The sequence below is a fragment of the Thiomicrolovo immobilis genome (assembly GCF_039645955.1).
Classification (GTDB): domain Bacteria; phylum Campylobacterota; class Campylobacteria; order Campylobacterales; family Sulfurimonadaceae; genus Thiomicrolovo; species Thiomicrolovo diazotrophicus.
The window spans coordinates 1,287,809-1,311,648 of record NZ_CP147916.1 but is presented as its reverse complement, the minus strand read 5'-3'; the positions used below and the strand labels follow the sequence as shown (position 1 = coordinate 1,311,648).

The window sequence follows — 23,840 nt, the reverse complement described above, 5'->3', positions numbered from 1 at the left end:
AAAGAGCACATGGTACACGATCTGATGCAAAGGGGCGGCAATGTCTGAGATCCGGTACGACAAGCTGCACGACGTGCACGTCCTCATCGCCCCCGAACGGCTCCACCGTCCCGACTGCATCCCCAAACGCGTCAAGGCGTTCCACCATGTGGCCAAATGTCCCTTCTGCGAGGGGAACGAATCGCTGACGCCGCCGGAGATCTTCGCCCTCAGAGACGAAGGGAGTTTTGCAAACGAGCCGGGGTGGAAGACCCGCGTCGTCCCCAACCTCTACAAGGCCGTGCAGATCGAGACGCCCCACCGGCACCATTACGGGCTTTTTGAATACCACGACGGGTTCGGGGCCCACGAAGTGATTATCGACACGCCGGAGCACCGCACCTCCATGACGCAGTGGAGCGAACAGGAGGTCGTGGACTGGCTCCTGACCCTGGGCGCGCGGGTGGCGGACCTGCGGCGGGACATCCGTATCGGCTATATCTCCCTGTTTAAAAACGAGGGGAGCGACGCGGGGGCGACCCAGCCCCATTCGCACACCCAGCTCATCGGCCTGCCGATCCTCCCGGAGGCGCAGCGCGCCTATTATGAACGTAGCGCACACTATTTTCGCGAGCACGGCACGCCGCTCGTCGCGGCGATCATCAGCCACGAGCGCCAGGCGGGAGAACGCATCATCGCCGAGCAGGGGGGCTATACGGCATATTGCCCCTTTGCAAGCGCCTACCCGTTCGAGGTGATCATTGCCTCGGAAAAACGGCGCGGCCAGATCGACACCCTCGGCCCGAAGGATTTCGAGCCCCTGGCACCGCTGCTGTTGGACGTCCTCGCGAAGCTGGAACGGCAGCTGGGGTGCCTGGCTTTCAACGTCGAGATCGCCACGCCCCCGTTCCATGTCCCCGAGGGCATGGCGCCCTATGCGACGACGGACGATATATTCCGCTTTACCCTCCGGATCCAGCCGCGGCTCTACCGGCACGGCGGGTTTGAGCTCTCGACGCAGGTCATGATCAACCCCGTCGCCCCCGAAACGGCGGCAAGACTGCTGAGGGGTGAACCTGATGCGTAAGCAGAGTGTACTCTTCGCCGCCAGCGAGGTGTACCCGTTCGCAAAGACCGGCGGTCTGGCGGACGTCGGCTACAGCCTCCCCAAGGCTCTCTCGGACGCCTACGACGTGACCGTGGTGATGCCGCTCTACCACACTGTAGACCGGCAGCGCTTCGGCATCGAAGGGCCGACGGACTCCTTTGACGTGATGCTGGGCAAAGAACGCCGTACCGTTTCCGTCTATGAGAGCCGTTTCGAAGGGCGCGCCTACCTCTTTGTCTATGAACCGCAGCTCTGCGACCGCGATTACCTCTACGGCCCGCCGGGCGAGGGGTACGACGACAATGCGCAGCGTTTCGGTCTTTTCAGTTATGCGGTAAGCGAGCTCGCCCGGCGCCTGCAGAGCGATATCGTCCATCTCAACGACTGGCAGACGGCCCTGACGGCGCTGATCATCGCCGAGGACGATACCCTGAAGGCCTCTACCGTCTATACGATCCACAACCTCGCGTATCAGGGGGAGTTCCCGAAAAGTACGCTCTCTGCGCTGGGAGTGGACAAGCGCCACTTTACCCTCGAAGGGATCGAATTCTACGACCGGATCAACCTGATGAAGGCGGGCATAGGGTATGCCGATGCCGTCACGACCGTCAGCCCTACCTATGCGGAGGATATCCTCACCCACCGGTTCGGCTGCGGGCTGGAGGGGTACCTGCAGCACCACCGGGCCAAAGTGACCGGCATCGCGAACGGGATCGATACGGAGCATTTCGCTCCGCAGTCGGACAGTAGCCTTTTTCGCCTCTATACAACGCCGCGGGGCAAGCACGCCAACAAAAAGCACTATCTGGCGGAGGCGGGCCTCTGCGATGCCGAGCTCCCACTCTTTATCTTCATCGGGCGCTTTACCTGGCAGAAGGGGATAGACCTGCTCCTCGAGGCACTGCCGCAGATGGCGGCGCTGCCGTGCAATATCGCCGTTCTGGGGGAGGGGGAGCCTCAGTATGCTCCGCGTTTCGAGAAGGCGGCGGAGGCGCACCCGAACATCCACCTCTTTTTCGGCTACGACGAGGCGCTGGCCCACCGCATGTACGCGGCGGCGGATTTCCTGCTGATGCCCTCCCTGTTCGAACCCTGCGGGCTGAACCAGCTCATCGCGGCGCACTACGGTGCCGTGCCGGTCGTGCACCGTGTCGGCGGGCTTGCCGATACGGTGGCCCCGGTCGCGTATGCCTCCGAAGCGCAGAGCCCCTGCGGGATCGCCTTTGACGCCGCAACTCCCGAGGCGCTCCTGGGCGCCTTTGAGGCGGCCCTCGGGCTCTTCAATGACGCGAAAGCGTGGAGCAGGGTCGCAACCCACAATATGAAGGCGGATGTCTCCTGGGGTCAAAGTGCCTCGGCGTACGCCGCGCTGTACCGGAAAATCAGCGGGAGCGCGTTAAAATGAGCCCCTTTATCGCGTCCGGGAAATTCCGTATTCCAACACGAGGCAATATATGACATCATTCAATATTCTTCTGGCGGCCTCCGAAGCCGTTCCTTTTGCCAAGAGCGGCGGTCTCGCCGATGTCGCGGGCGCGCTTCCGAAGGCGTTGCGCGCGTTGGGACACGATGTCCGCGTCGTCATGCCGCGTTACTACATTGTTGATACCGAGAAGTACGGGCTGAAAAAGCTCAACGGTTCCCTCGGCGTGCCGATGGGAAGTATGGGCGAAGCGTGGGCGGCCGTGTATGAAGGGGTGCTGCCCGGCAGTGACGTCCCCGTCTACTTTATCGATCACGAAGGCTTTTTCGGCCGCAAGGGGCTCTACGACGAGGGCGGCCAGGCCTACGGCGACAACGACAACCGTTTCATCTTTTTCTCCAAGGCGGTGTTCCAGCTCGCAAAGATGCTGCGGTTCAAACCCGACGTCATCCACGCGAACGACTGGCACACGGCGTCGATCCCGCTGCTGCTCAACACGACCTACGCCTTCGATCCCGACTTCGAGAACACCGGGACGCTGCTGACGATCCACAACCTCCAGCACCAGGGCAAGTTCTACAAGGGCGCGATGGATGTGCTCGGCGTCGGCTGGGAACACTACAACGCCGACGAACTCGAAGAGTTCGGCGGGGTGAACCTGCTCAAAGCGGGTATCGTGCACGCCGATGCCGTCAACGCCGTCAGCCGCAAGTACGCCAACGAGATCCGCACAGCGGAGTTCGGATGGGGGCTGGAGGGGCTCATCGACGCCAACGCCCATAAGCTCTACGGCATCCTTAACGGCGTCGATTACGACGAGTGGAGCCCGGCAGTCGATCCGCTGATCCCGCAGACCTTCGACGTCGACAACCTTGCCGGAAAAGCGATTTGCAAACAGGAGCTGCAGCGCGAATTCGGTCTCCCCGAACGCGAGGACGTGCCGCTGATCGGCCTGGTCGGGCGGCTCGCGGAGCAGAAGGGTATCGGCCTGCTGGCCGGGGCGATCTGGAACCTGATGGAGCTGGACATCCAGGTCGTGCTGCTGGGCACGGGCGAGACCTGGGCGGAATTCTTCTTTAGCGACGTGGCCGCCAAGTACCCGGATAAATTCGGCTGTTACATCGGCTACCGCAACGACCTGGCCCACCGCATCGAGGCGGGCAGCGACCTTTTCCTGATGCCCTCCCTGTTCGAGCCCTGCGGGCTGAACCAGATCTACAGCCTCCGCTACGGCACCCTGCCAATCGTCCGCGCAACGGGCGGACTGGACGATACGATCCGGAATTACGGGAACGACCATCAAAGCGGTACCGGCTTCAAGTTCGATTTCGCGACGCCGGATGCGCTAAGCAATACCGTCAAATGGGCAACGGAGATCTGGTACGGGGACCCGGATGCCATCGACCAGATGCGTCTCAATGCGATGCAGCAGCGTTTCGACTGGGAAGTCGCGGCCGAAGCCTACGGCGACCTCTATTGTCGCATTATCGGCGGACGGCGCAGCAGCCGCCATCAATAAACGGAGCCAACATGACGATCCACTACGATATCTCCCGCTTTACTGACATGGACATCTACCTCTTCAAAGAGGGGACCCATACCAAGCTTTATGAGAAGATGGGGGCGCACTTTATGGAGCGCGACGGCGCGCGCGGCGTCTATTTCGCCGTCTGGGCGCCCAACGCGGAGCGCGTCAGCGTCCGGGGAGACTTCAACGATTACGACACCCAGCGCCACCCGCTCCGGCTGCGCGAAGACGGCTCGGGGATCTGGGAAGGGTTCATCCCGGGGGTCGAAGCGGGGCTGACCTACAAGTACCATATCGTCTCGAAATTCCATAACATCGTGCACGACAAGGCGGACCCCTTCGCCTTTTACGCGGAGGTGCCCTCCAACTCCGCGTCGCGCATCTGGGAGCTGGACGGCTACGGCTGGAACGACGGGGGATGGATGCAAACGCGCGCGCTGCACAACCGCCACGACGCCCCCGTCAGCGTCTACGAGATGCACTTGGGCTCCTGGCGACGGAAGGTCGAGGAGAGCGACCGCTACCTGACCTACCGCGAGCTGGCGGACGAGCTGGTGGCCTATCTTAAGGAGATGAACTATACCCACGTCGAGTTCATGCCGCTGACCGAATACCCCTACTACGGCTCCTGGGGCTACCAGGTGACGGGCTACTACAGCGCGACGGCGCGCTACGGGGAACCGCAGGACCTGATGCACCTGATCGACGCCCTGCACCAAAACGGCATCGGCGTCATCATGGACTGGGTGCCCTCGCACTTCGCCGTCGATATGCACGGGCTGATCAACTTCGACGGCACCGCTTTGTACGAACATGCCGATCCGCGGCAGGGATACCACCCGGAGTGGGGGAGCATCATCTTCAACTACGGCCGCAACGAAGTGAGGGCTTTCCTCATCAGTTCGGCGCTCTTCTGGCTGGAGAAGTACCACATCGACGGGATCCGCGTCGACGCCGTCGCCTCGATGCTCTACCTCAACTACGCCCGCGAAGAGGGCGAATGGGTCCCGAACGAGCACGGCGGCAACGAGAACCTCGAAGCGGTCGCCTTCCTGCGCCAGCTCAACACGGCGGCCTACGGAGCACACCCGGATATCATGATGATCGCCGAGGAGTCGACGGCCTGGCCGATGGTGACGCGCCCGATCGAGGTCGGCGGGCTCGGGTTCGGCTTCAAATGGAACATGGGGTGGATGCACGACACGCTTGCGTACATGCACCGCGACCCGGTCTATCGCCAGCACCACCACGACCAGCTCACCTTCAGCATGTGGTACGCTTTCGATGAAAACTTCATGCTGCCGCTGAGCCACGACGAAGTGGTCCACATGAAAGGGTCGCTCATCAACAAGATGCCCGGCGATACGAACCAGAAGTTCGCCAACCTGCGCGCGCTTTACGGCTACATGATGGCCCACCCGGGCAAGAAACTGCTCTTTATGGGCGGGGAGTTCGCCCAGTACGCCGAGTGGGCGTATAAGCACAGCCTCGAGTGGCACCTGCTGGAGTTCCCGCTGCACCAGGGACTGCAGAAGATGATGGCGGAGCTCAACCGTCTCTACCGCAGCGAGCCGGCGCTCTACCTGCACGACGTGGAGCGCAAGGGGTTCGAGTGGATCGACGACGCCGACTACAGCCATAACTGCATCAGCTTCATGCGCAAAAGCGAGAACCCAGACGAGACCGTCTACGTCGTCTGCAACTTCGCCGACGAGACGCGCGAGGGGTACCGGCTCGCACTCCCCGAGGGCGGAGAATACGTGGAGATCTTCAACTCCCAGGCCAAGGCTTACGAGGGGTGGGAGATCGGCAATGAGGGTGTGCTCTATGCCGAAGAGACGCCGCTATGCGGCCGTCCTTTCTCGCTCGCGATGACGCTGCCCCCGATGGGCGTCGTCTACTTTAAAAAGCTGATTGCACAATAGTCGCGCAGTCAGGTGGTGATTTTTCGGCCAGAATGGGGCTATACTAATATGAATAAGAATGAGGGGAATGAATAATGTTACGTTTTGATCGCGATTTTACGTTTGAGGGTTCAGAGGCACAGCACCGGGTAATGGAGGAGGCGTTTGCCGTCGTCACTGAAGAACACAAGGGACGGATCGGCTATTATGACCTTCCGGAAGGCTCCCGGACGCTGGTGGAAGCGGCCAAAGCGCTGGAGACACAGAACAGCCTGCTGGCATCGGGGGCGATCACGGACATCGCCGTCATCGGCATCGGCGGCTCCTCCCTGGGGATCAAGGCGGTGGATTCGCTGCTGGCGTCCCGGGGCGACAAAACCCGCGAACTGCACTTTTTCGAGAACTCCGACCCCATCGACATCACCCGCACGATGGCGAAGCTGACGAAGGAGAAGACCCTCTTCGTTGTCATCTCCAAGTCCGGCGGTACGATCGAAACGACCTCCATCTTCAAGACGCTGATCGCGCATTTCGGCCTGGAACTGGACGGTGCGGACCGGGAGCGTGTCTTTGTCATCACCGACGCAGGTTCAAGCCTCTCAAAGTTCGGCGACGCGTACGGCCTTGGGCAGTTCAACATCCCCGACAACGTCGGCGGGCGCTTCTCCGTGCTCAGTGCCGTGGGCATCATTCCGCTGACGCTGGCGGGTTACGATACGGCGGCGCTGCTGGCGGGGGCGGGAAGCTTCCTCACCTCCTTCTTCGAGGGCAAAGAGCAGCACCTGCTGGAGAAAGCGTGTTTCATCTACGAACATGACAGAGAACACTCCGTCAACGTCCTCTTCTCCTACGCCAACGACCTGGAGAACTTTACCAAGTGGTACGTGCAGCTCTGGGGCGAATCGCTGGGCAAGGTGGATGCGATGGGATCGCACGTCGGCATGACGCCGGTGGGACTGATCGGTTCGGTGGACCAGCACTCCTTTTTACAGCTGCTGATCGAAGGACCGAAGGACAAGACGGTCACTTTTATCAGTATCGAGGAGTTCGGTGCACCGCTCGTCATCCCCGAGATCTCGCTCAAGCACATCGAAAAGACCGATTTCATCAACGGCAAGAGCTTCAGTACCCTCATCAACGCCCAGTGCGCGGCGACCCGCGAAAGCCTCGTGCGCAGCGGCGTGCCGACGGACGGCATCGTCATCGAACAGATCGATGCCGCGAGCGTCGGTACCATGATCATCTATTACGAACTGCTGACGTCCCTCGTCGGCGCGATGCTGCTGGTCAATACCTATGACCAGCCGGGCGTCGAGCTCGGCAAGGTGATCCTTTACGAAACATTTACAGACAAAGGCTGATCGCAATGATCCTGCATGATTACGATTTTGATCCCAAGTACGCCAAACCTGTTGCCTACTTCTCCATGGAGTTCGCCATTCACCAGGCCCTGAAGGTCTATTCGGGCGGCCTCGGGTTCCTGGCGGGTTCGCACATGCGCAGCGCCTACGACCTGCGGCAGAACATGGTCGGTGTGGGTATTATGTGGAGCTACGGCTATTACGACCAGGGACGGCACGAGGACCGCAGCCTCAAGATCAACTTTATCCGTAAACACTACTACTTCCTCAAAGACCTCGGCATCTGCGCGACGGTGAAGATCCACGGGGAGGAGGTCTATATCAAGGCCTACTACCTGCCGCCGGACATCTTCTCCTCGGCCCCGGTGATCCTGCTCTCGACGGACATCCCCGAAAACGACTTCCTCGCGCGCACCATCACCCACAAGCTTTACGATGCCAACGAGGAGACGCGTATCTCCCAGGAGATCGTCCTGGGCATCGGAGGCGTCAAGGTGCTGGAGTCGCTCAAGCACCATGTGGATGTCTACCACCTCAATGAGGGACACTCGCTGCCACTGGCTTACGAACTCTACAAACGCTACGGTTCGCTTGAAGAGCTGAAGCAGCACGTCGCCTTCACGACGCATACCCCCGAAGCTGCCGGCAATGAGGAACACAACATCCACCTGCTGCACCGTTTCGGCTTCTTTAACGGCCTGGAGATGGACGAAGTGCGCAACATCACGGGCGAGTACGGCGAAAACTTCAACCTGACCGTCGGCGCCCTGCGGGCGTCAAAAATGACCAACGCCGTCTCCAAGTTCCATGAAGAGGTGGCAAACCGCATGTGGGCGAACTGCAAAGGGCGCTCGGAGATCATCTCCATCACGAATGCCCAGAACCGCCGTTTCTGGACGGACAAGGGGATGCAGTCCGCCCTGGACAGCCACGAGGATTACGAACTGCTCGCCCGCAAAAAGCACCTCAAGCGGCAGCTTTTCAATATCGTTGCAGACCAGACCGGAAAAATGTTCGACCCGGACGTGCTCACCATCGTCTGGGGGCGCCGTTTCGCCGAGTACAAGCGTCCCGGACTGCTCAAGCTCGATTTCGAACGTTTTAAGGCGCTCATCGAGCGGACGGAACAGCCCATCCAGGTGATCTGGGCCGGGAAACCGTACCCCTTCGATACCAGTGCGGTCAACCTCTTCAACGAGCTGATCCATATCAGCCACCAGTTCAAGCGCATGGCCGTACTGACGGGATACGAACTGGAACTCTCCGCGGTGCTTAAAAAAGGGAGCGACATCTGGCTCAATACGCCGCGGGTCTCCCGGGAAGCGAGCGGGACGAGCGGGATGAGTGCGAGCATGAACGGCACGCTGCACCTCTCCACCGATGACGGGTGGCACCCCGAGTTCGCCATCAACGGGATGAACGCCTTTACGATACCGCCGATCGATCACAGCACCCCGACGGAGGTACAGGACCGCGAGGACAACAAAAACCTGATGGATATGCTTGAAGAGCATATCATCCCCCTCTATTATGAACATCCCGATCAGTGGACGCACATGATGAAGCGGGCGATGTCGGATGTCATTCCGAAGTTCGATTCGGGCCGGATGGCCCACGAGTACTACGAACTGATGTACAAGTAGCACGATGACGTTACGCGTCTATTACGAAGATACGGACGTGGGCGGGGTCGTCTACTACGCGAACTACCTGAAGTTCTGCGAGCGTGCCCGCAGTGAGCTCTTTTTCAGTAAGGGGGAGTCACCCCTTTTTGAAGGGGGCCACTTCGTCGTGCGGCATATCGAAGCGGATTACCTCGGTTCGGCGGTGCTTGGGGATCTGCTGGAAGTCTCTGCGGAGGTCGTGTCTGTAAGGGGTACGGGGCTGCAGATGCATCAGACCGTGCGGCGCGGAAACGAGGTGCTCTTTACCCTCGATGTCCGGCTGGTCTACCTCATGACCGACGGACGGGTCGGGCGGCTCGATGCCGCCAAACGCGAGAAGCTCAAAACCCTACTCGAAGAGTGACCCCACATCTTCTTCCTCATCCAGCAACGCAAACTTTGATATCCCGGCGCGGTAGAGCGTTATGGGGTAGGCCACCTGGTGATCTTCGATGGGAATCGTATATTCGCGCGGCGAACCGGAAGCGAGGGAGTAGAAGTAGTCGACGCCCAGCGTCGTGGCATAGTTGATCCAGTCGTATTCGATGTCGTTCTGCAGCAGCTTGTTGCTTTCGACGAGGACCCCGTTCTGCTTGCCGATGGAGTTGGCGACGAGCATGTGCTCGCGGTCCTGGGGCTGGGTGATGTCGAAGAGCATGGAGTTGTAGCCGATCTGCGTTGCAAGCACCTGGGTGGCGTTGGCATCGTAGAGGGTCAGCTGCGACATGATCATCGCGCTTTTGATGAGCGGGGTGTTGAGCAGGAAGGTGCCGTGCTGGAGTTTTTCATTCTGGTCGAGAATGTGTTTCAGGTTCGTGGTGCGCTTGTCGATGGGGTAGGTGTAAACGGCGCGGCCCGCCGCCTCGTAACTGAGGGGGTCGTCGTCCGAGAAGCGCTCCATGTAGGCGCTCTCCGCCGCGTTTTTCAGCTCTTCGCCCAGGGCGGATTGGTCGTAGAAGATCACCAGCGGCGGCGTGGCATTCTCGACAAGCTTCCCGATCTGCGCCCGATAATCGATCCCGCCGAAGTAGAAGTGTCCGTCGTCCTCCTCGAGCTCGGTGGCGTTGACGTCGGCGATATTGACGGTGGGAAGGTAGACGTTGCAGCGCGGACGAAGCTGTACGAGGGTCTCGGCGCCCTTTTTGGTGAAGGGGGCGATGACGTAGCGGAAGTGGTCCTGGCTGACGGCGCTGAGCCCGGCACGGATGTCATCGGGGCTTTCGGTCCCGATGTTGAAGGTCTTCAGCTCAAAGTCACGGTTTTTGCCCAGCAGGTAGGCCAGGACGCTGTTCGTCGTCGATGCGGCGTAGCGCCCGATGACGCGTTCGGGCAGGAGCAGCGCGAAACGTACCCCGGTGCCGATGACGGCCCCGTCGATGTTAAACAGCGCGACGTAGATGAGGCGCTGTTCGTTCAGCTCCTCATCCTCGATCGGTTCGGGCATCTGCGCGAGCAGGGAGAAGAACTGCTCGTGCTCGACGAGATCTTCGAGGCAGTCGGTGTCGCATTCGTAGGGGTCGAGGTTGAGCACGTAGGTCTTGGGCAGGGGAAGTCCGGAGACGATGCCGCTGCGGGCGAAGAGCAGCACGGGGAGCAGTAACAGGGTAAACAGAAGGGTTTTCACAGGGCAGCCTTGATGTTTTGAAGGTCAAAGAACGTCACTTTCTTGAGCGACGGGTTGCGCAGCAGGTACTGCGGGTGGTACAGGGGCACGAGGAGGGTGCCTTTGTCATAGTCGATCTTGTGCCCGCGCACCTGTTCGAAAGGGGTGCTGTCATCGGTGACGATGCGGTAGGCGTCGGGCCCGAGGGTGACGATAACCTTCGGTCGGAGCAGTTCGATCTCTTTGCGCCAGTAGGGCTTGCAGCTGCTGCACTCCGACGGTGTCGGCTTCTGGGTTCCGGCCCCTTTGCATTTGACGGCATGGGTCAGGTAGACCGACGCCGTAGGGCGTCCGAGGACGTTGGTGATCATGCTCTCGAGCGAGGCCCCGGACCGGCCGGCGAAGTACTCCCCGCTCTCGTCCTGGGCCATGGAGACGTAGGCGTCGATGATCATGAGGTCCGCGCCGCCGCTGCCCGTACCGACCATGCTCTGGCGGCGTATCTTGGCCAGGTCGCAGAGGTGGCAGTTCGCGACGATGCGCTGCAGGGAGGCAAGATCGTCGGGGAGTTCCCCTTCAACGTTGCGCGGGTTGACGATGACCGGGTCGCAGTAGTCGAAACCCAGGGCTTTGAGCCGGTAAAGGTTCTGCAGTAGCGCAGCGTTCTGGTACGATTTCATGAATCAGAGTATAGTGAATGCGGTGTTAAAAGGGGATTATAAAAAAACCGCCGCAAAGGCGCGGCGGAAGAGGGAAATCAGTCTTCGACTGCGACGTCGACGGGCTCGTTTTCCCAGAGACCGTGTTTTGTACAGTAAGCCTGCGCAACCAGCTTCATCTTTTTGCTCGGGATGATGTTGAAAGTGACTTCTGCGTGTCCTTTCATGTCCTGTCCGCCGAGCATGCCGGAAGTGAAAGAGGCTTCACCGAGGAGCGTTTCGCCGTTGAAGAGGCGGATGCTTTCGATGAAGTGGTCCGGATCGTCCGGGTGCGTGTATTCGTTACCCATTTTGACCGTTACCGGAAATTTTTCACCTTTTTTCGCCGTTGCATCACAGTGGATGAACGGAGAGTGGCGGTCGATGTAGTCTTTTTTTGCTTCGCGTTCGACAGTGTCGATGTCGACATAGCGGTTGATAGTTGGCATGGCATTTCCTTCTGTTTTTGATTTACGCGTGCATTGTACACCTGCAAAGATTTAATAAAACATAAATAAGAGAAATTATATCTGATTTAATAAATCCCTAAGGGCCCGGGAAAGCGGGGCTACAGCTGCGGTGCGATTAGGCGCATCAGGTTCTCTCCGAGCCGCCGCAGACGCCCCGCCGGATGCACCACTGTCGTCGAGCGGGAGAGCAGTTTTTCCATCCATGATTCGGTCTCGCTGATGATGCGTTCGGAGTAGGCGAAACTGACGACTTCGTAGTTGAGCAGCAGGCTGCGGTTGTCGATATTGACCGATCCCAGCATGGCGCCGAGATTATCGAAAAGGATCGCCTTGGCGTGGAGCATCGGCCCCTCGTAAAGGGCGACGTGGATGCCGGCCTCTTCGAGCTCGCGCATGTAGCTGCTGCGGGCGAGATCGGCGAGGAGGTGGTTGGAGTCCCGCGGGGTGATGAGCTTGACGTCGACGCCCTTGGTGTTGGCGATGGTGAGGGCCTGCATCAGCGCGGCGTCGGGCACGAAATAGGGCGTCACGATCCAGATGCGTTCGCGGGCGGCATAGACGGCGCTCAGAAGCGCCTCGAAGAGGGCGTCGCCCGCCACGTCGGGGCCGGAGGGAACGACCTGCACGTAGGCCTCGCCGTCGGTATGGACGGGGATGCCCGGCGCGGGGGGTGCCGCTTCGGAGGCGTAGGCCCAGTCGGCGGCGAAGATCTCCGCGTAGTGGTAGGCCGCCGGTCCTTCGATGCGAAAGAGCAGGTCCTCCCACCGTTTCGGTTCGACATCGGGGCCGATGTATTCGGCGGAGAGGTTCATGCCGCCGGTCAGCACCGTGGTGCGGTCGAAAAGATAGATTTTGCGGTGGTTGCGGAGGTTGATGTAGTTGCGAAACGGCATCCGCAGGATCGGCATGAAAAAGCAGACCTCCACCCCGGCGCTGCGCAGGGCGCGAAGGGGAAACTGCCAGAAGTAGAGCGGCCAGGAGCCCAGGGCGTCGATCAGGAGCTTCACCTCGATGCCCTCGCGCCGTTTGGCAATGAGCGCTTCGAAAAGCGTCGCCGTCACCGCGTCGTGCTTGAGAACGTAGGTGCTCAGCCAGATGCTCTCTTGTGCCGCACGGATCTGCTCCAGGAGGGTACTGTAAGCCTCCGTCCCTTCGAAGAGCATGGTAAAACGGTTGCCGGAAGTCGCCCCGGGGATGCCGTTGCTGCGCAGGATGCCGTCGATAGGGTTGGCCTGGGTGACGGCGGCCTCGGTCTCGCGCATGTCGAAAGCCGTCTTGAGGTAGCGCGAGCGGCGTTTGCGCGACCCCAGGACGAAGTAGAGGGGAACGGCCAGGTAGGGCAGCAGCACGATGGCGAGCATCCAGGCCATCATGCTTGCCGGGGTGCGCCGCTGGTAGACCATGTGCAGCAGCGAGGCGATGACCATCAGCTCGCCGAGGATGACGAAGGTGTGAAAGAGCAGCAGGTGCAGCCAGTCGAAATTCATTTCACCCCTTTGCGTTTACCGACAGCATAGCGTGATTTACCCCTTTTTGTGCCCGCCGCCGCGGCGGGGGAGGAGGGTCTCCATATGCTCCCCGCCGAGGGTATAGGCCTCGCCGAAACCGAAAACCGCTTCCCCGGCGACGGGGGTGAATTCGTATAGGTTGAAGTCCTGCATCTGCATCAGGCCCGAGATCAGCTCGGGGTTGAAGGTCTCCTTGAAACGGGACATGACGGCGTCGAAGCGCGCGGTGCCGCGGGGGACGATGCGCGTTTCGCACTGCAGCGAGACCCTTTTGCGGGCAAAGAGGTTCCCGGCGTTGCACTCGTCCTCGATAAAAAAGAGTGACGCGCGACCTTCGCGGCGGAGGTTGGCCGCATGGCGGGCGATGTCGCTGATAAAGACATAGTAGCGGTGATCGTCCCGGATGAAGGGGGCGTAGGAGGAGAAGGGAAATCCGTCGGCGTCGACGGTCCCGATGACGGTGCTTTGGAAGGCGGAGAGAAAATCGAGCATAAGTTCAGGCCTTTTCAATGGCGAAATCTGCCCCTATTATAGGGTACCTGCGTAAAAAAACGGAGAGAGTGTGCCGTTTTAACGGGCAACGGCCCCCGGGCGGGGCATCTATCATCCGCTTTTAACCTGCCACGCGCTAAAATCGCGATACTTTTTATTCGACGGGATAGATATGCTGAAGACACTATTGATCGAGATCGGGGTAGAGGAGCTTCCGGCGGTACCGCTGCTGGGCGAGCTTGGAAACATCGAGAAGAAGTGGGCGAAGGTGCTCGAGGAGAACGCGCTGATGTGCGAGTTCGAGTTCTACTACACGCCGCGCCGCCTCGTGCTGTGGCACCGCGAGTTCAAGTCCGCCCAGGACGACACGACCGAGGAGCTTTTCGGAGCGCCGGTAGCCATCGCCTTCAAAGAGGGTAAGCCGACGCCGGCGGCGGAGGGGTTTGCCCGCAAATGCGGCGTCTCCCTCGACGAGGTCAGCCGCGCGGAGAAGGGCGGCAAAGAGGTCCTCTACTATAAGAAAGAGATCAAGGGTCAGCCCTCCCAGGCGCTGCTCGAGGGGATGATCTCCCAATGGCTGCGTAGCCTCAGCTTTGGAAAATCCATGCGCTGGGGCGCGCTCGAAGAGAGCTTCATCCGCCCGATCCGCTGGATCAACGTCATGATGGAGGGCGAGAGCGTCGACATGACCCTCTTCAACGTCAAGAGCGCCCCGGTCACCTACGTGCACCGCATGCACAGCTTCGAGCCGCAGATGGTCGCGGACGAGAAACAGTACTTTGAGCTGCTCGAATCGGGCGCGGTCACGCTCTTTGCCGACGACCGCCGCAAGACGATTCTCGACGCTTTCGAAGCCCTCGAAAAAGAGCACGGCATCGCCATCGAGGTTGACGGCGACCTGCTTGACGAGGTCATCGCGATCACGGAGAACCCGACGCCGCTGCTGGGCAGTTTCGACGACACCTTCCTGCGCCTGCCGCCGGAGGTCATCATCACCTCCATGAAGGAGCACCAGCGCTACTTCCCCGTTTTCAAGGACGGCAAGCTCGTCAACCAGTTCGTCGTCGTCTCCAACGCTTTGACGGAGGACTTCAGTAAGGTCGTCGAAGGTAACGAGCGGGTCCTGCGCCCGCGCCTGGCCGATGCGCTCTTCTTCTACGACAACGACCTGAACAAAGGCCTCAGTACGGAGGGGCTGGAGAAGGTCGTCTTTATGGACGGTCTGGGAACGCTGCGCGACAAGATCAACCGAGAGCACGACATCGCCGATGCCCTCTTTGAGCGCTACGGCGACCTTGTGGCGGCGGAGAACAGCCTCTCTTACGAGATGAACCAGGAACTCGTGCAGCGTGCCGTCGAACTGGCCAAGGCCGACCTGATGAGCGAGATGGTCTACGAGTTTACCGAGCTGCAGGGTCTGATGGGTTATTACTACGCGCAGGCGCTGGGTGAGGCGGACGAAGTCGCCCTCGCCATCAAAGAGCAGTACCTCCCCGAAGGCGAGGACTCCCCGGTACCTTCGACACGCTTCAGCGCCCTCGTGGCCCTCGCGATCAAGCTCGACACACTCCTGGGCCTTTTCAGCGTCGACCAGATCCCGACCGGTTCGCGCGACCCCTTCGGTCTGCGCCGCGCCGTCAACGGGATCGTCCGCATCGCCCTGGCTCACGATCTGCCCTTTGACATCGCGGCGACCCTGCGCGAACTCGGCGCCAAGTACGAGGGGATCGACTTCGAAAAACTCGAATCCTTCTTTATCGAGCGGGTCAACCAGTACTACAAGGTCAACCCCTCCATCGTCGCGGCGGTCCTCGCCTCCGGCGAACGGGAGATCCTCTCCCTCGACGCGAAGATCAAGGCCGTCGCAAGCTTTGTGGAGTCGGACAGCTTCTCCACGATGTTCTCGACCTTCAAACGCGTTGCGAACATTACCAAGGACTTCGACGTCAACGGCCCGCTCAACATTGACCTCAGCCGTTTCGAGGCGGTGGAAGAGGGCGCACTCTACAAAGCCTTCAAAGCCGTCGTCGATGCCGAGTACGACAGCTACGAAGCGGAGCTCGACGCGCTCTTCGGCCTGAAGCCGCAGCTCGACGCCTTTTTTGACAACGTCATGGTCAACGCCGAGGACGAAGCCGTCCGCTACAACCGCAAGGTCCTCGTTGCCTCCGTCTACAAGACGCTGCTGGGCATCGCGGACATCAAAGAGATCTCGATCTAACTACTTCTCGCCCTCCAGGCGCCCCCTGGCCGTCGTATGGCGGCCCTCCGCTTCGACAGAACCGAAGGCCTTCGCCAGCCCAAATTGCGGCATATTGTGATAGATGTTTTCATACTGTCCCGGCCGCACGACATAGGTCTCGTGCCAGATGCCGACGTCGCCGCTTGACCCGACGCGCTTGTTGAACTGCGCCCATGCCGGCGGGTGCTCCCCTTCTTTCATTCCCGCGAACTGCTCCAGATGCTCGAACGACTTCCAGTACTGCAGCAGAATGATCGTGCGCCCAAACCACTGCTCGTAATGCAGCAGCCCCAGCTCCGGGTCGGCCTGAAGCTCTTTGAGCATCCGCGGCATGGCCAGCGCGACGGGCAGCCACTTGTGTACCTTCCACGGTTTGTTGATACGCATCCCGATCAGGAAGACGACAAATTCCCCTTCGGGTCTGGCGGTCATTCTTTGACTGAAAATCTTTTGCATGGTTCTGTTTCCCAATTTTTCATTACGTTTTAGCAGCGTTATACAATGCTGTAGATAACTATTCCAGATTAATTGAACGTCGTCAATGTATACACTAAAAATATGTTCAAAAACAGCAAGAAGATATATAAAATTGCAACAGAAGGAGCGATAAGGCCTTTGAGATACCATATGAACTTTTCACGTTCGTTGCTTTGAAAGGTCATGGGATAGATGGTGTCGGCCGGAAAGCTTCTCTTGTCAAATGAGGTGTTTATCAACGTATCGTCATTCAAAAAAGCCGTTAATCTTCCCGATGCCAATAAGTAGCGTGCCTGTATGCCCCTAAAGAAACCTTCAAACAACCAGAAGCCCAAAATCACAATAAGACCGAACGGAATCAGATGCCATATTTTTTCTGTAAAAGACCAGCCCATCAGTGCAATCCAAACCGTAATGGCACTGGTCTTTATTTTAAAAAGGATGTCATCTACTCTTCTGATATGCTCTTGAAGCTCTTTTGCACCTTGTTCGAGCATGCGTAATCTGAACGCGAAGCATTCCTGATGTGGCAATTGGGGATTTGTCTCAGTGGAATACGGGTTCATGAAGTATTTCCTTTTTTGTTTAGTGATGCGGCAGACGGTGATTAATCGCCTTCCCCCTGCATGCCCGGTTTATAGGTCACCACACTGTTCCGGCCTTTGGCTTTGGCGTTGTACATGGCGATGTCCGCGCGCTTGATCAGCTCGTCTTCCTGCGCGGCATCCTTGGGGTAGATGGCTACCCCGATGCTTGATGATATGTTGATCATCTGCCCCACGATCTTGAACGGCATCGCCAGCGCATGCCGAATCTTTTCCCCGATCGCAACGGCGTTCTCTTCGCCCCCCACGTCGGAAAGCAGCACCACAAATTCGTCACCGCCGATGCGCGCGGCGATGTCGGTTTGGCGCAGACAATCGACTAGGCGATTGGCAACCGCCTTGAGCAGCATATCGCCGATGTCGTGGCCGAATTGATCGTTGACGGGTTTAAACTTATCCAGATCGATAAACATCAGGGCGAGGTCGGTACCCTTGCGCTCGGCATGGGCAATCGCTTTATGAATCCGGTTGTGGAAATGCAGACGGTTCGGCAGGCCGGTCAGCATGTCGTGGAAAGCCTCGTGCTCGACCACATCCTCTTCCAGTTTGCGATCGGTGATATCGTAAAACCATCCAAGTACTGCCGGTTTGCCGTGATATTCGATCGGGAAGTAGGATGCCAAAACCCATTTGGTCCACGGAGACGATCCGGGCGAGCGAAGTTCTATCAATCTGTCGACAACTTTTTCTCCCCCGGTGACAATGGCATCAATGTCGGAGAGCTCTTCCGGATGGGCGTAGTAGCGGGAGGGTTGTATACCGATGATCTCTTCTGAAGGCAGTTCGAGTAGGGCGTTGTAACGACTGTTGGCAAACACCACGCTATTACTGGCCAGATCCGAGATGCGCGTCGCAATGGGGCTGCTCTCCAGCATTTTAAGGAGACTCTCCTCGTTTTGAGCCGCCTTGACGCGCAGGTGAAAATTCTCTTCGAGCCTTTGCCTGGTATCGCGGGCGCTTAGCAGTAAAAAGAGCAAGAAGAGGGAGAGCATTGCGCCCATACCCTGAGAAAGGGTATTGTCCGTGACTGAAAGAGGCACAATCAGCGACAAGAGAACTGGTAGAATAAAGCCAAACACGGATATGCGATCAATAGCCAGTACCGTGGCGCTGCCGGCGCTCAGTCCGGCAAGTGTGAATGCAACATAGACTTGATGGGAGATGTCTTCGGCAGGAACTAAGACGACACCGCCCAGGCCCCAGACCATACCAGTCACTGTAAGTGCTAGGCGGAAACGTAGCAGCCAGTGTTTGGCGTCAGCCGGGGTCACAGTGTCAGCCGACCGTCGCCAGGCAATCAGGAGGGCCACCCGCCCCAGCAGAACAGCGAAAAGGAGCGCGAGCCAACTATATCGCAGACCGGACTCAATGACTGGCGCTTGAATCATTACCAGGATCAAAGCCAGTATAGCGCTGATACTGAGCGATGAGGGCAGATGGGCGTAGAGCACCCGCATCTGTTCCATCGCTAACGTGTCAGACCGGTAATCGCTTGTGCGAGCGGCCGGCACCTGCCGTTTCATTCCGATCCCGCCGCGTCGTTAATTCGTTGATTCATGATAGTCATCTCCTGCGCTACTGTGCTCTGTGTCGTATGGGCCAAGATGCCATAGCGCAGGTAGTGCAACATGGAACTTGTGATACTGTGCTCAACTGCATCTGGATTAGCAGATTATCTGTTCCCATTGAATTTTTTCCATTGGAGAAAAATTAGTAATAGATAACAATATAGCATAATTTATTGACATTTATTTGAGAGGAAGATGTAATCTATGTGCCGTCTTCTACTGTTTTGGTGGCCGGTCAGTGCGGCATTAGGAGATGAACTCGAGCAGGAGGTTACGCGCTTCAGTGATCTGCACAAAGAGCTCGTGGCTGCCGCCGACGTCGGGGTGCGCCTCTTTGGCGCGGCGACGGTAGGCGGCTTTGATCTGGGCCGCTTCGAGCTCCCCGTTGACGGGCAGTTCCAGGAGCTCGCGCATCTCCCGCTCGTTGAACTGCTGAAAGGGGCTGCCGTGGCGACGTTTGTGACGGTTGCGCCGTGCCAGGTCCTCGAAGATCTTCTCCTGATTTTTGCGGCGCCGCTCCATGGACTCCTGCAGCAGCTGGGTACGGTCCGTGTTCCACTTCTGGCGTGACATGACGACGCAGGCGGCGAAGCTGATACAGCCGGTGGAGACGAACTCGTCGAAGTCGAAGGGGCCGACCATCTCGTAGGGCTCTTCCAGCCAGGCGACCCGGCTTCCTTCGTCGCCTTCGACCCGGTCGATCATGACAAAGTCACGCAGACCGAGCGCGCTGTTCCAGATGATGAATTGCTCCTCTTCCCACGAACGCTCTTGCATGACCTGTCTCCTTGCGTGTTCGGCAGGAGATGCAATATACGTACTATTGGAAGACGATCAGCTGTCGTTTTGGGGCATTCTGAGCATTTCGACGTGGGGGATGCCGTCTTCATCATAGGGGGTGGAGACCGTCTCAAAGCCGAAAGCGGCATAAAAGGGCTCTAAACGCTGCTGCGCGGAGATGCGGATAGACTCCTTCTGGAAAAGAGAAGGGATACGCTCTATCGCTTCATGGATGAGCGCGCTGCCCAGGCCCCTGCCGCGCAGCGCCAATGGGGTGATGACACGCCCGATGGAGGGTTCGTCGAACTTCCTGCCCGGGAAGACGACGCGCAGATAAGCGACGAGCCGCTTTCCCTTCGAATCCTCTTCCCAGCCCGTAAGGTGCCACGACAGCGGATCAAGATCGTCTGCGTCCTGGTAGGCGCATGCCTGCTCCACGACGAAGACGGCCTGACGGAGTTTCATGATTTCCAGAATTTCCCAGGGGGAGAGTGTCTCAAACAGGGACCATTGCCATCGCATCAGTTTTTTTCCTGAATATTGGTAGTTGTCGTTATCATGAGCGGGAAACTGCAAAAAAGATGCCAGATAATTATTGTCCGAATTCGGACGTTGTGTCGCGTTACGCCTCCGTTTGGTAAGGGCTTTCGTGGCGCGACGCCTGCAGGCCGTGCTGGACGAACATCTGCAGGGTCTCGTCGTGGCGGTAGATGATGTCGACGACAGCGGGATCGTCGGAGGTAAGGGTGACCTTGATGCCGTCTTCGAGCATCTCCCACGACAGCGTCATGGCGTCGCGGTTGTCAAAGAGCTCGACAAAGAGGGGGTCCCAGGAGCGCACGGCGCGGCCGCCGTCGTAGCGCTTCTTCATCCCGACGACGTGTTCGTGCAGAATGGTAACGAGCTTGGTGTCCCCCGAGGTGACGCGGGTGACCGTTTCGATCCCCTCATCGGTTCTCTGCGTCGTGCGGTCGAGTTCGTCGTGGCGGACGAGCAGCTCGTGGTAGAGCGCCTCGTCGGCCTGATGCGCCGCGTCGCTTCCTCCGCGGCCTCTCAGGAAGACTCTGTCCTTGTGCATTTCCATGGGACTCCTTTTGCCGTATTGTGCCGCATCAATGCAAAAAAAGCTCCCGGAACGGCGGCGACTATATAGTATATTAATTAATATGTAACTTGAAAGCCTTAATCGTCCGCAGGAACGGGGACACGCTGCATCGTTTCGCGGCCGGTGCGGCGCACGACGGCAAGCCCGGCGGCGCCGAGCAGGGCGAAGCCCCCGACGAGGGCGAGGATACCGCCATCGTAGAGGCGGCCTATCGTCACGCCGATGGGCAGGGCGATGAAGGTCGAGAGCGAACCGACGACCGCCGCACCGATGCCGGCAATGTGTCCCAGCGGCTCCATCGCCATGGCATTGAGGTTACCGAAGAGCAGTCCGAAGCAGAAGAAGGTGAGCAGGCCGTAAAGCATAAAGCTCCAAAACGGCGGTACACCGTTGTGGGCGTAGGCATAGGCGAAAAAGAGGAGCGAGAGGAGGGTGAGGGCCGCGAGCGCCGAAGCGCTGAGCGGCCGCATCCCGTAGCGCATTACCAGCCGTGCATTGAGGTAGGAGGCAAGGCCGATGGAGAGGGCGAAGATGCCGAAGTAGAGGGCGAAGAGCTCCCCGGCGCCGTAGGTGTCCCGGAAGATCTGCTCGGCGGAGCTGAGATAGCCCATAAAGACGCTGAAGACCAGCCCCATGGCGACGGTGTACCCCAGCGCGGTGCGGTTTTTGCAGGTTTCGACGACGCCGGTGAGGATGTGCGCGGGCGAGAGGGGGATGCGCCGCTCCTTCGGCAGGGTCTCCGGCTGGCGGAGGGTGAACCAGACCAGGGTAACGGCGGCGACGGCGATAAAGAGCCCGAAGATCGCCTGCCACCCCCAGAGGTAGAGGAGACCTTCGCCCAGCGCCGGGGCGACGGCGGGCACGAAGATGAAGATGCTCATGACAAAGGACATGACCCGTGCCATCATACGCCCTTCGTAGAGGTCGCGGATCAGCGCCACGGAGACGATGCGCGGCCCGGCGGCGCCGAGGCCCTGCAGAAAGCGGCCGAAGAGCATGACGGTCAGGTTCGGACTGAAAAGGGCGATGGCGGAACCGGCGATGTAGAGGCCGAAACCGACATAGATGGCGCGCTTCCGGCCGAAGCTGTCGCTGAGCGGTCCGTAGAGCAGCTGTCCCAGGGCCATCCCGGCAAACAGCAGGGAGATGATCAGCTGGCGGTCGTTGTCCGTCTGCACCTGCAGGGCCGTGCCGATGGTGCTGAGCGCGGGCATGACGGCATCGATGGCCAGGGCCGCCGCGGCGGTCATTAGGCTCATCAGCAGGACGAACTCTTTAAAGGAGGGTTGGTGGGTCTGCGGTTTCATCATAACCCTTTTTAGCACGGATCGGCTTCAGGTTGAGCCGGTGCGGGGCATCGGGGGAACGCTTTCAGCTTCAGGCATCGTAAAACGCGGCGAATGATTCCAAGGGGACCCGCTCCGTCCGGTAGCCGTTGATCGGGGCCGCCTTGTCCTCGTAGCCCAGGGCCATGCCGCAAAGCAGGGTTTTGTCGCTGGCGATGCCCAGCGCATCGCGCACGATGTCCGGGTACTCGGCCAGAGCGGCCTGGGGACAGCTCCCCAGCCCCAGGGAGGTTGCCGCGAGCATCACGGATTGCAAGAACATGCCGTAATCGAGCCAGGAGCCTTCTTCCAGCGCGGCATCGATAAAAAAGTAGAGCACGACAGGGGCATCAAAGGCCCTGTAGTTGGCTTTCCACTGTTCGGCCTGTGCCGCTTTGTCCTCTCTGCCTATACCCATGGTCCTGTACATCTGCAGGCCCGTCTCTTTGCGTCGGCTCCGGTAGGGCTCCTCCCACCGCGACGGGTAGTAGCGGTAATCCATGCGGGCCTTTTCACCCGCTTCGAAGGCCTGGATAACCTGCGTTTCGATCCGCTTTTTCATGCTTCCACTGACGATGCAGACGCGCCACGGCTGCATGTTGACGCCGGAGGGCGCATGCTTTGCATGTTCGAGGATCGCCGTGACGGTCGCATGCTCTACTGTTTTATCGAGGTAGGCCCTGACCGATTTTCTTTCCAGGAGTGCGTCAAGTGTCTTCATCGGATTCCTCATGCCGTGCGATTTGTGACAGCGGGTATGCTATTGGCGGCAGTATAACACTCAAAGACCAACATTGCGCCTGCTTTGGCGGGGGAAGTGTGCGAGTTTTGAACCGGAGTTTCGTTACACTAAGCCAAAAGAAAAGGGACTCTTTTGACCTACGACACGGCCATTATCGGCGCCGGCATCAACGGCTGCGCCACGGCGTATTTTTTGACGGAGGGGGGCGAAAAAGTCGCCCTCATCGACCGCGAAGGGATCGCCGCGGGCGGCAGCGGGGCGGCGGGGGCCTTCGTCTCGCCCAAGTTTTCCAAGGGCGGCCTCCTCAAGGCGCTGATGGAGGAGAGCTATCTCTTCTCCCTCGATTTTTACGAGCGCCGTTTTCCCGAACTGATCCGTATCGCGCCGCTGATCCACTTTGCCAAGTACGAGGACGAGAACGAAAAGGTAAGGGCCTTCAGGGAAACGACGGCGCTGCCGATGCTCTCAGTGATGCCCGAGGCGCCGCTGACGAAGGAAACGGAAGCCTTCGAACATGTCGTATTGGCCCGGAGCGGGCTGGTCAACGCCCAGGCGGTCTGTACGCGTCTGGCGGAAGGTTCCGACTTTATATTGGATGATATTAATATCATCAAATATGAATCCGGCCTCTGGACGGTCGGCGCGATCCGTGCGAAACGGGTCGTCCTGGCGACGGGAGCGTACCGTCCCGTCGTGGCTATGCCGCATATTGCACTGCGGGCCGTCTGGGGGCACCGTGTCGATATCAGGACGACGACGCCGCTGCCGTGCCACCTGCACCAGTACGTCTCCATCGCCGCGACCGGTACGAACGGGGAGGGTGCCATCGGGGCGACGCACGACGTGCATTACGATCCGCAGACAGCGACGGAGCCCTATGACGTCGAGCAGGGTCGGGCGGAGCTGCTGGAGAAGGCGTCGCGGACCGTCAGCCTGGAGCATATCGAAGTCGTCAAAGACTATACGGGCCTTCGTTCGGGTTCCAACGACTACTATCCGCTGGTGGGCAGGGTCGCCGACGCCACGGCGTCGCTGCGCGCGGCTCCCGGGCTGGCGAAGGGTGCCAAAAGCGACGCGGCGTCGCTTGTCTACCACCCCGAACTCTACATGATCAACGGTACGGGCGGCTACGGTTTCGTTATGGGCCCGCTGCTCGCGCGCACCCTTGCCCAGGCGCTGCTGGAAGGCAAGCCGCTCCCCGAGGCGCTCGATCCGACCCGCTTCCTCTACCGCTGGGCGAAACGCGCCGGGAAGTGAT

The 23,840-nt window shown here is 59.4% G+C and carries 22 protein-coding genes; 9 read left to right on the top strand and 13 right to left on the bottom strand.

Features of this window, described 5'->3' with window-relative positions:
- Nucleotides 1-40 precede the first annotated feature (40 nt).
- The 7 genes from WCX72_RS06725 (at nucleotide 41) to WCX72_RS06695 (ending at nucleotide 9,331) form a co-directional block, all read left to right on the top strand.
- Complete coding sequence (locus tag WCX72_RS06725; RefSeq protein WP_345969069.1) at nucleotides 41-1,066, top strand: UTP--glucose-1-phosphate uridylyltransferase; 1,026 nt, start codon at nucleotides 41-43, stop codon at nucleotides 1,064-1,066.
- Entirely contained in the window at nucleotides 1,059-2,492 is a 1,434-nt protein-coding gene (locus WCX72_RS06720) for a glycogen/starch synthase (RefSeq protein ID WP_345969068.1), read from the top strand. The genes WCX72_RS06725 and WCX72_RS06720 overlap by 8 nt, the downstream gene beginning before the upstream one ends.
- A gap of 49 nt (nucleotides 2,493-2,541) precedes the next feature.
- Complete coding sequence (glgA, locus tag WCX72_RS06715) at nucleotides 2,542-4,029, top strand: glycogen synthase GlgA (RefSeq protein WP_345969067.1); 1,488 nt, start codon at nucleotides 2,542-2,544, stop codon at nucleotides 4,027-4,029.
- Nucleotides 4,030-4,040: 11 nt separating this feature from the next.
- The gene (gene glgB / locus WCX72_RS06710) at nucleotides 4,041-5,963 is read left to right on the top strand and encodes a 1,4-alpha-glucan branching protein GlgB (protein ID WP_345969066.1); all 1,923 of its coding nucleotides are present in this window, start codon (nucleotides 4,041-4,043) and stop codon (nucleotides 5,961-5,963) included.
- A gap of 74 nt (nucleotides 5,964-6,037) precedes the next feature.
- Nucleotides 6,038-7,303, top strand: coding sequence for a glucose-6-phosphate isomerase (locus WCX72_RS06705; RefSeq protein ID WP_345969065.1), 1,266 nt, complete (start codon nucleotides 6,038-6,040; stop codon nucleotides 7,301-7,303).
- Nucleotides 7,304-7,308: 5 nt separating this feature from the next.
- The gene (glgP, locus tag WCX72_RS06700; protein WP_231018103.1) at nucleotides 7,309-8,946 is read left to right on the top strand and encodes an alpha-glucan family phosphorylase; all 1,638 of its coding nucleotides are present in this window, start codon (nucleotides 7,309-7,311) and stop codon (nucleotides 8,944-8,946) included.
- Nucleotides 8,947-8,950: 4 nt separating this feature from the next.
- A complete protein-coding gene (locus WCX72_RS06695; RefSeq protein ID WP_345969064.1) occupies nucleotides 8,951-9,331 on the top strand; it encodes a YbgC/FadM family acyl-CoA thioesterase in 381 nt (126 codons plus the stop codon).
- On the opposite strand, the gene WCX72_RS06690 is transcribed toward WCX72_RS06695, so the two are convergent.
- The 5 genes from WCX72_RS06690 to WCX72_RS06670 form a co-directional block, all read right to left on the bottom strand.
- Nucleotides 9,317-10,591: a hypothetical protein gene (locus WCX72_RS06690; RefSeq protein WP_345969063.1), complete on the bottom strand. Its 1,275-nt coding sequence runs from the start codon at nucleotides 10,589-10,591 to the stop codon at nucleotides 9,317-9,319. The two genes, WCX72_RS06695 and WCX72_RS06690, sit on opposite strands and share 15 nt — an antisense overlap.
- The gene (locus WCX72_RS06685) at nucleotides 10,588-11,250 is read right to left on the bottom strand and encodes a uracil-DNA glycosylase (protein ID WP_345969062.1); all 663 of its coding nucleotides are present in this window, start codon (nucleotides 11,248-11,250) and stop codon (nucleotides 10,588-10,590) included. Before WCX72_RS06685 ends, WCX72_RS06690 begins: the two co-directional genes overlap by 4 nt.
- Before the next feature lie 77 nt (nucleotides 11,251-11,327).
- A complete protein-coding gene (locus tag WCX72_RS06680; RefSeq protein WP_231018099.1) occupies nucleotides 11,328-11,717 on the bottom strand; it encodes a class II SORL domain-containing protein in 390 nt (129 codons plus the stop codon).
- Between the two features lie 119 nt (nucleotides 11,718-11,836).
- Complete coding sequence (locus WCX72_RS06675; protein WP_345969061.1) at nucleotides 11,837-13,225, bottom strand: phospholipase D-like domain-containing protein; 1,389 nt, start codon at nucleotides 13,223-13,225, stop codon at nucleotides 11,837-11,839.
- A gap of 36 nt (nucleotides 13,226-13,261) precedes the next feature.
- Nucleotides 13,262-13,738, bottom strand: a complete 477-nt coding sequence (locus WCX72_RS06670) for a pyridoxamine 5'-phosphate oxidase family protein (protein WP_345969060.1) — start codon at nucleotides 13,736-13,738, stop codon at nucleotides 13,262-13,264.
- Nucleotides 13,739-13,910: 172 nt separating this feature from the next.
- Here WCX72_RS06670 and glyS point away from each other — a divergent pair, with 172 nt between their 5' ends.
- Nucleotides 13,911-15,959 (top strand): glycine--tRNA ligase subunit beta, encoded by a 2,049-nt coding sequence (glyS, locus tag WCX72_RS06665; protein ID WP_345969059.1) that lies wholly within the window; start codon nucleotides 13,911-13,913, stop codon nucleotides 15,957-15,959.
- Here the strand turns inward: glyS and WCX72_RS06660 are convergent, their stop codons facing one another.
- The 8 genes from WCX72_RS06660 to WCX72_RS06625 all read right to left on the bottom strand — a co-directional run bounded on the left by WCX72_RS06660 (nucleotide 15,960) and on the right by WCX72_RS06625 (nucleotide 22,561).
- A complete protein-coding gene (locus WCX72_RS06660; protein ID WP_345969058.1) occupies nucleotides 15,960-16,412 on the bottom strand; it encodes a DUF4188 domain-containing protein in 453 nt (150 codons plus the stop codon).
- A gap of 92 nt (nucleotides 16,413-16,504) precedes the next feature.
- Nucleotides 16,505-17,023 (bottom strand): hypothetical protein, encoded by a 519-nt coding sequence (locus tag WCX72_RS06655; protein WP_345969057.1) that lies wholly within the window; start codon nucleotides 17,021-17,023, stop codon nucleotides 16,505-16,507.
- Between the two features lie 41 nt (nucleotides 17,024-17,064).
- The gene (locus tag WCX72_RS06650) at nucleotides 17,065-18,585 is read right to left on the bottom strand and encodes a diguanylate cyclase (RefSeq protein ID WP_345969056.1); all 1,521 of its coding nucleotides are present in this window, start codon (nucleotides 18,583-18,585) and stop codon (nucleotides 17,065-17,067) included.
- A gap of 291 nt (nucleotides 18,586-18,876) precedes the next feature.
- Nucleotides 18,877-19,407 carry a J domain-containing protein gene (locus WCX72_RS06645; RefSeq protein WP_345969055.1) on the bottom strand — a complete coding sequence of 177 codons (531 nt, stop codon included), beginning with the start codon at nucleotides 19,405-19,407 and terminating at the stop codon, nucleotides 18,877-18,879.
- A gap of 57 nt (nucleotides 19,408-19,464) precedes the next feature.
- The gene (locus WCX72_RS06640; RefSeq protein WP_345969054.1) at nucleotides 19,465-19,932 is read right to left on the bottom strand and encodes a GNAT family N-acetyltransferase; all 468 of its coding nucleotides are present in this window, start codon (nucleotides 19,930-19,932) and stop codon (nucleotides 19,465-19,467) included.
- 100 nt (nucleotides 19,933-20,032) lie between these two features.
- On the bottom strand, nucleotides 20,033-20,494 hold the full coding sequence (locus tag WCX72_RS06635; RefSeq protein WP_345969053.1) for a hypothetical protein: 462 nt from the start codon (nucleotides 20,492-20,494) through the stop codon (nucleotides 20,033-20,035).
- A gap of 98 nt (nucleotides 20,495-20,592) precedes the next feature.
- On the bottom strand, nucleotides 20,593-21,825 hold the full coding sequence (locus tag WCX72_RS06630) for a multidrug effflux MFS transporter (protein WP_345969052.1): 1,233 nt from the start codon (nucleotides 21,823-21,825) through the stop codon (nucleotides 20,593-20,595).
- Between the two features lie 67 nt (nucleotides 21,826-21,892).
- On the bottom strand, nucleotides 21,893-22,561 hold the full coding sequence (locus WCX72_RS06625; protein ID WP_345969051.1) for a nitroreductase: 669 nt from the start codon (nucleotides 22,559-22,561) through the stop codon (nucleotides 21,893-21,895).
- Between the two features lie 153 nt (nucleotides 22,562-22,714).
- Here WCX72_RS06625 and WCX72_RS06620 point away from each other — a divergent pair, with 153 nt between their 5' ends.
- The gene (locus WCX72_RS06620) at nucleotides 22,715-23,839 is read left to right on the top strand and encodes an FAD-dependent oxidoreductase (protein ID WP_345969050.1); all 1,125 of its coding nucleotides are present in this window, start codon (nucleotides 22,715-22,717) and stop codon (nucleotides 23,837-23,839) included.
- The last annotated feature ends 1 nt before the right edge of the window (nucleotide 23,840 follow it).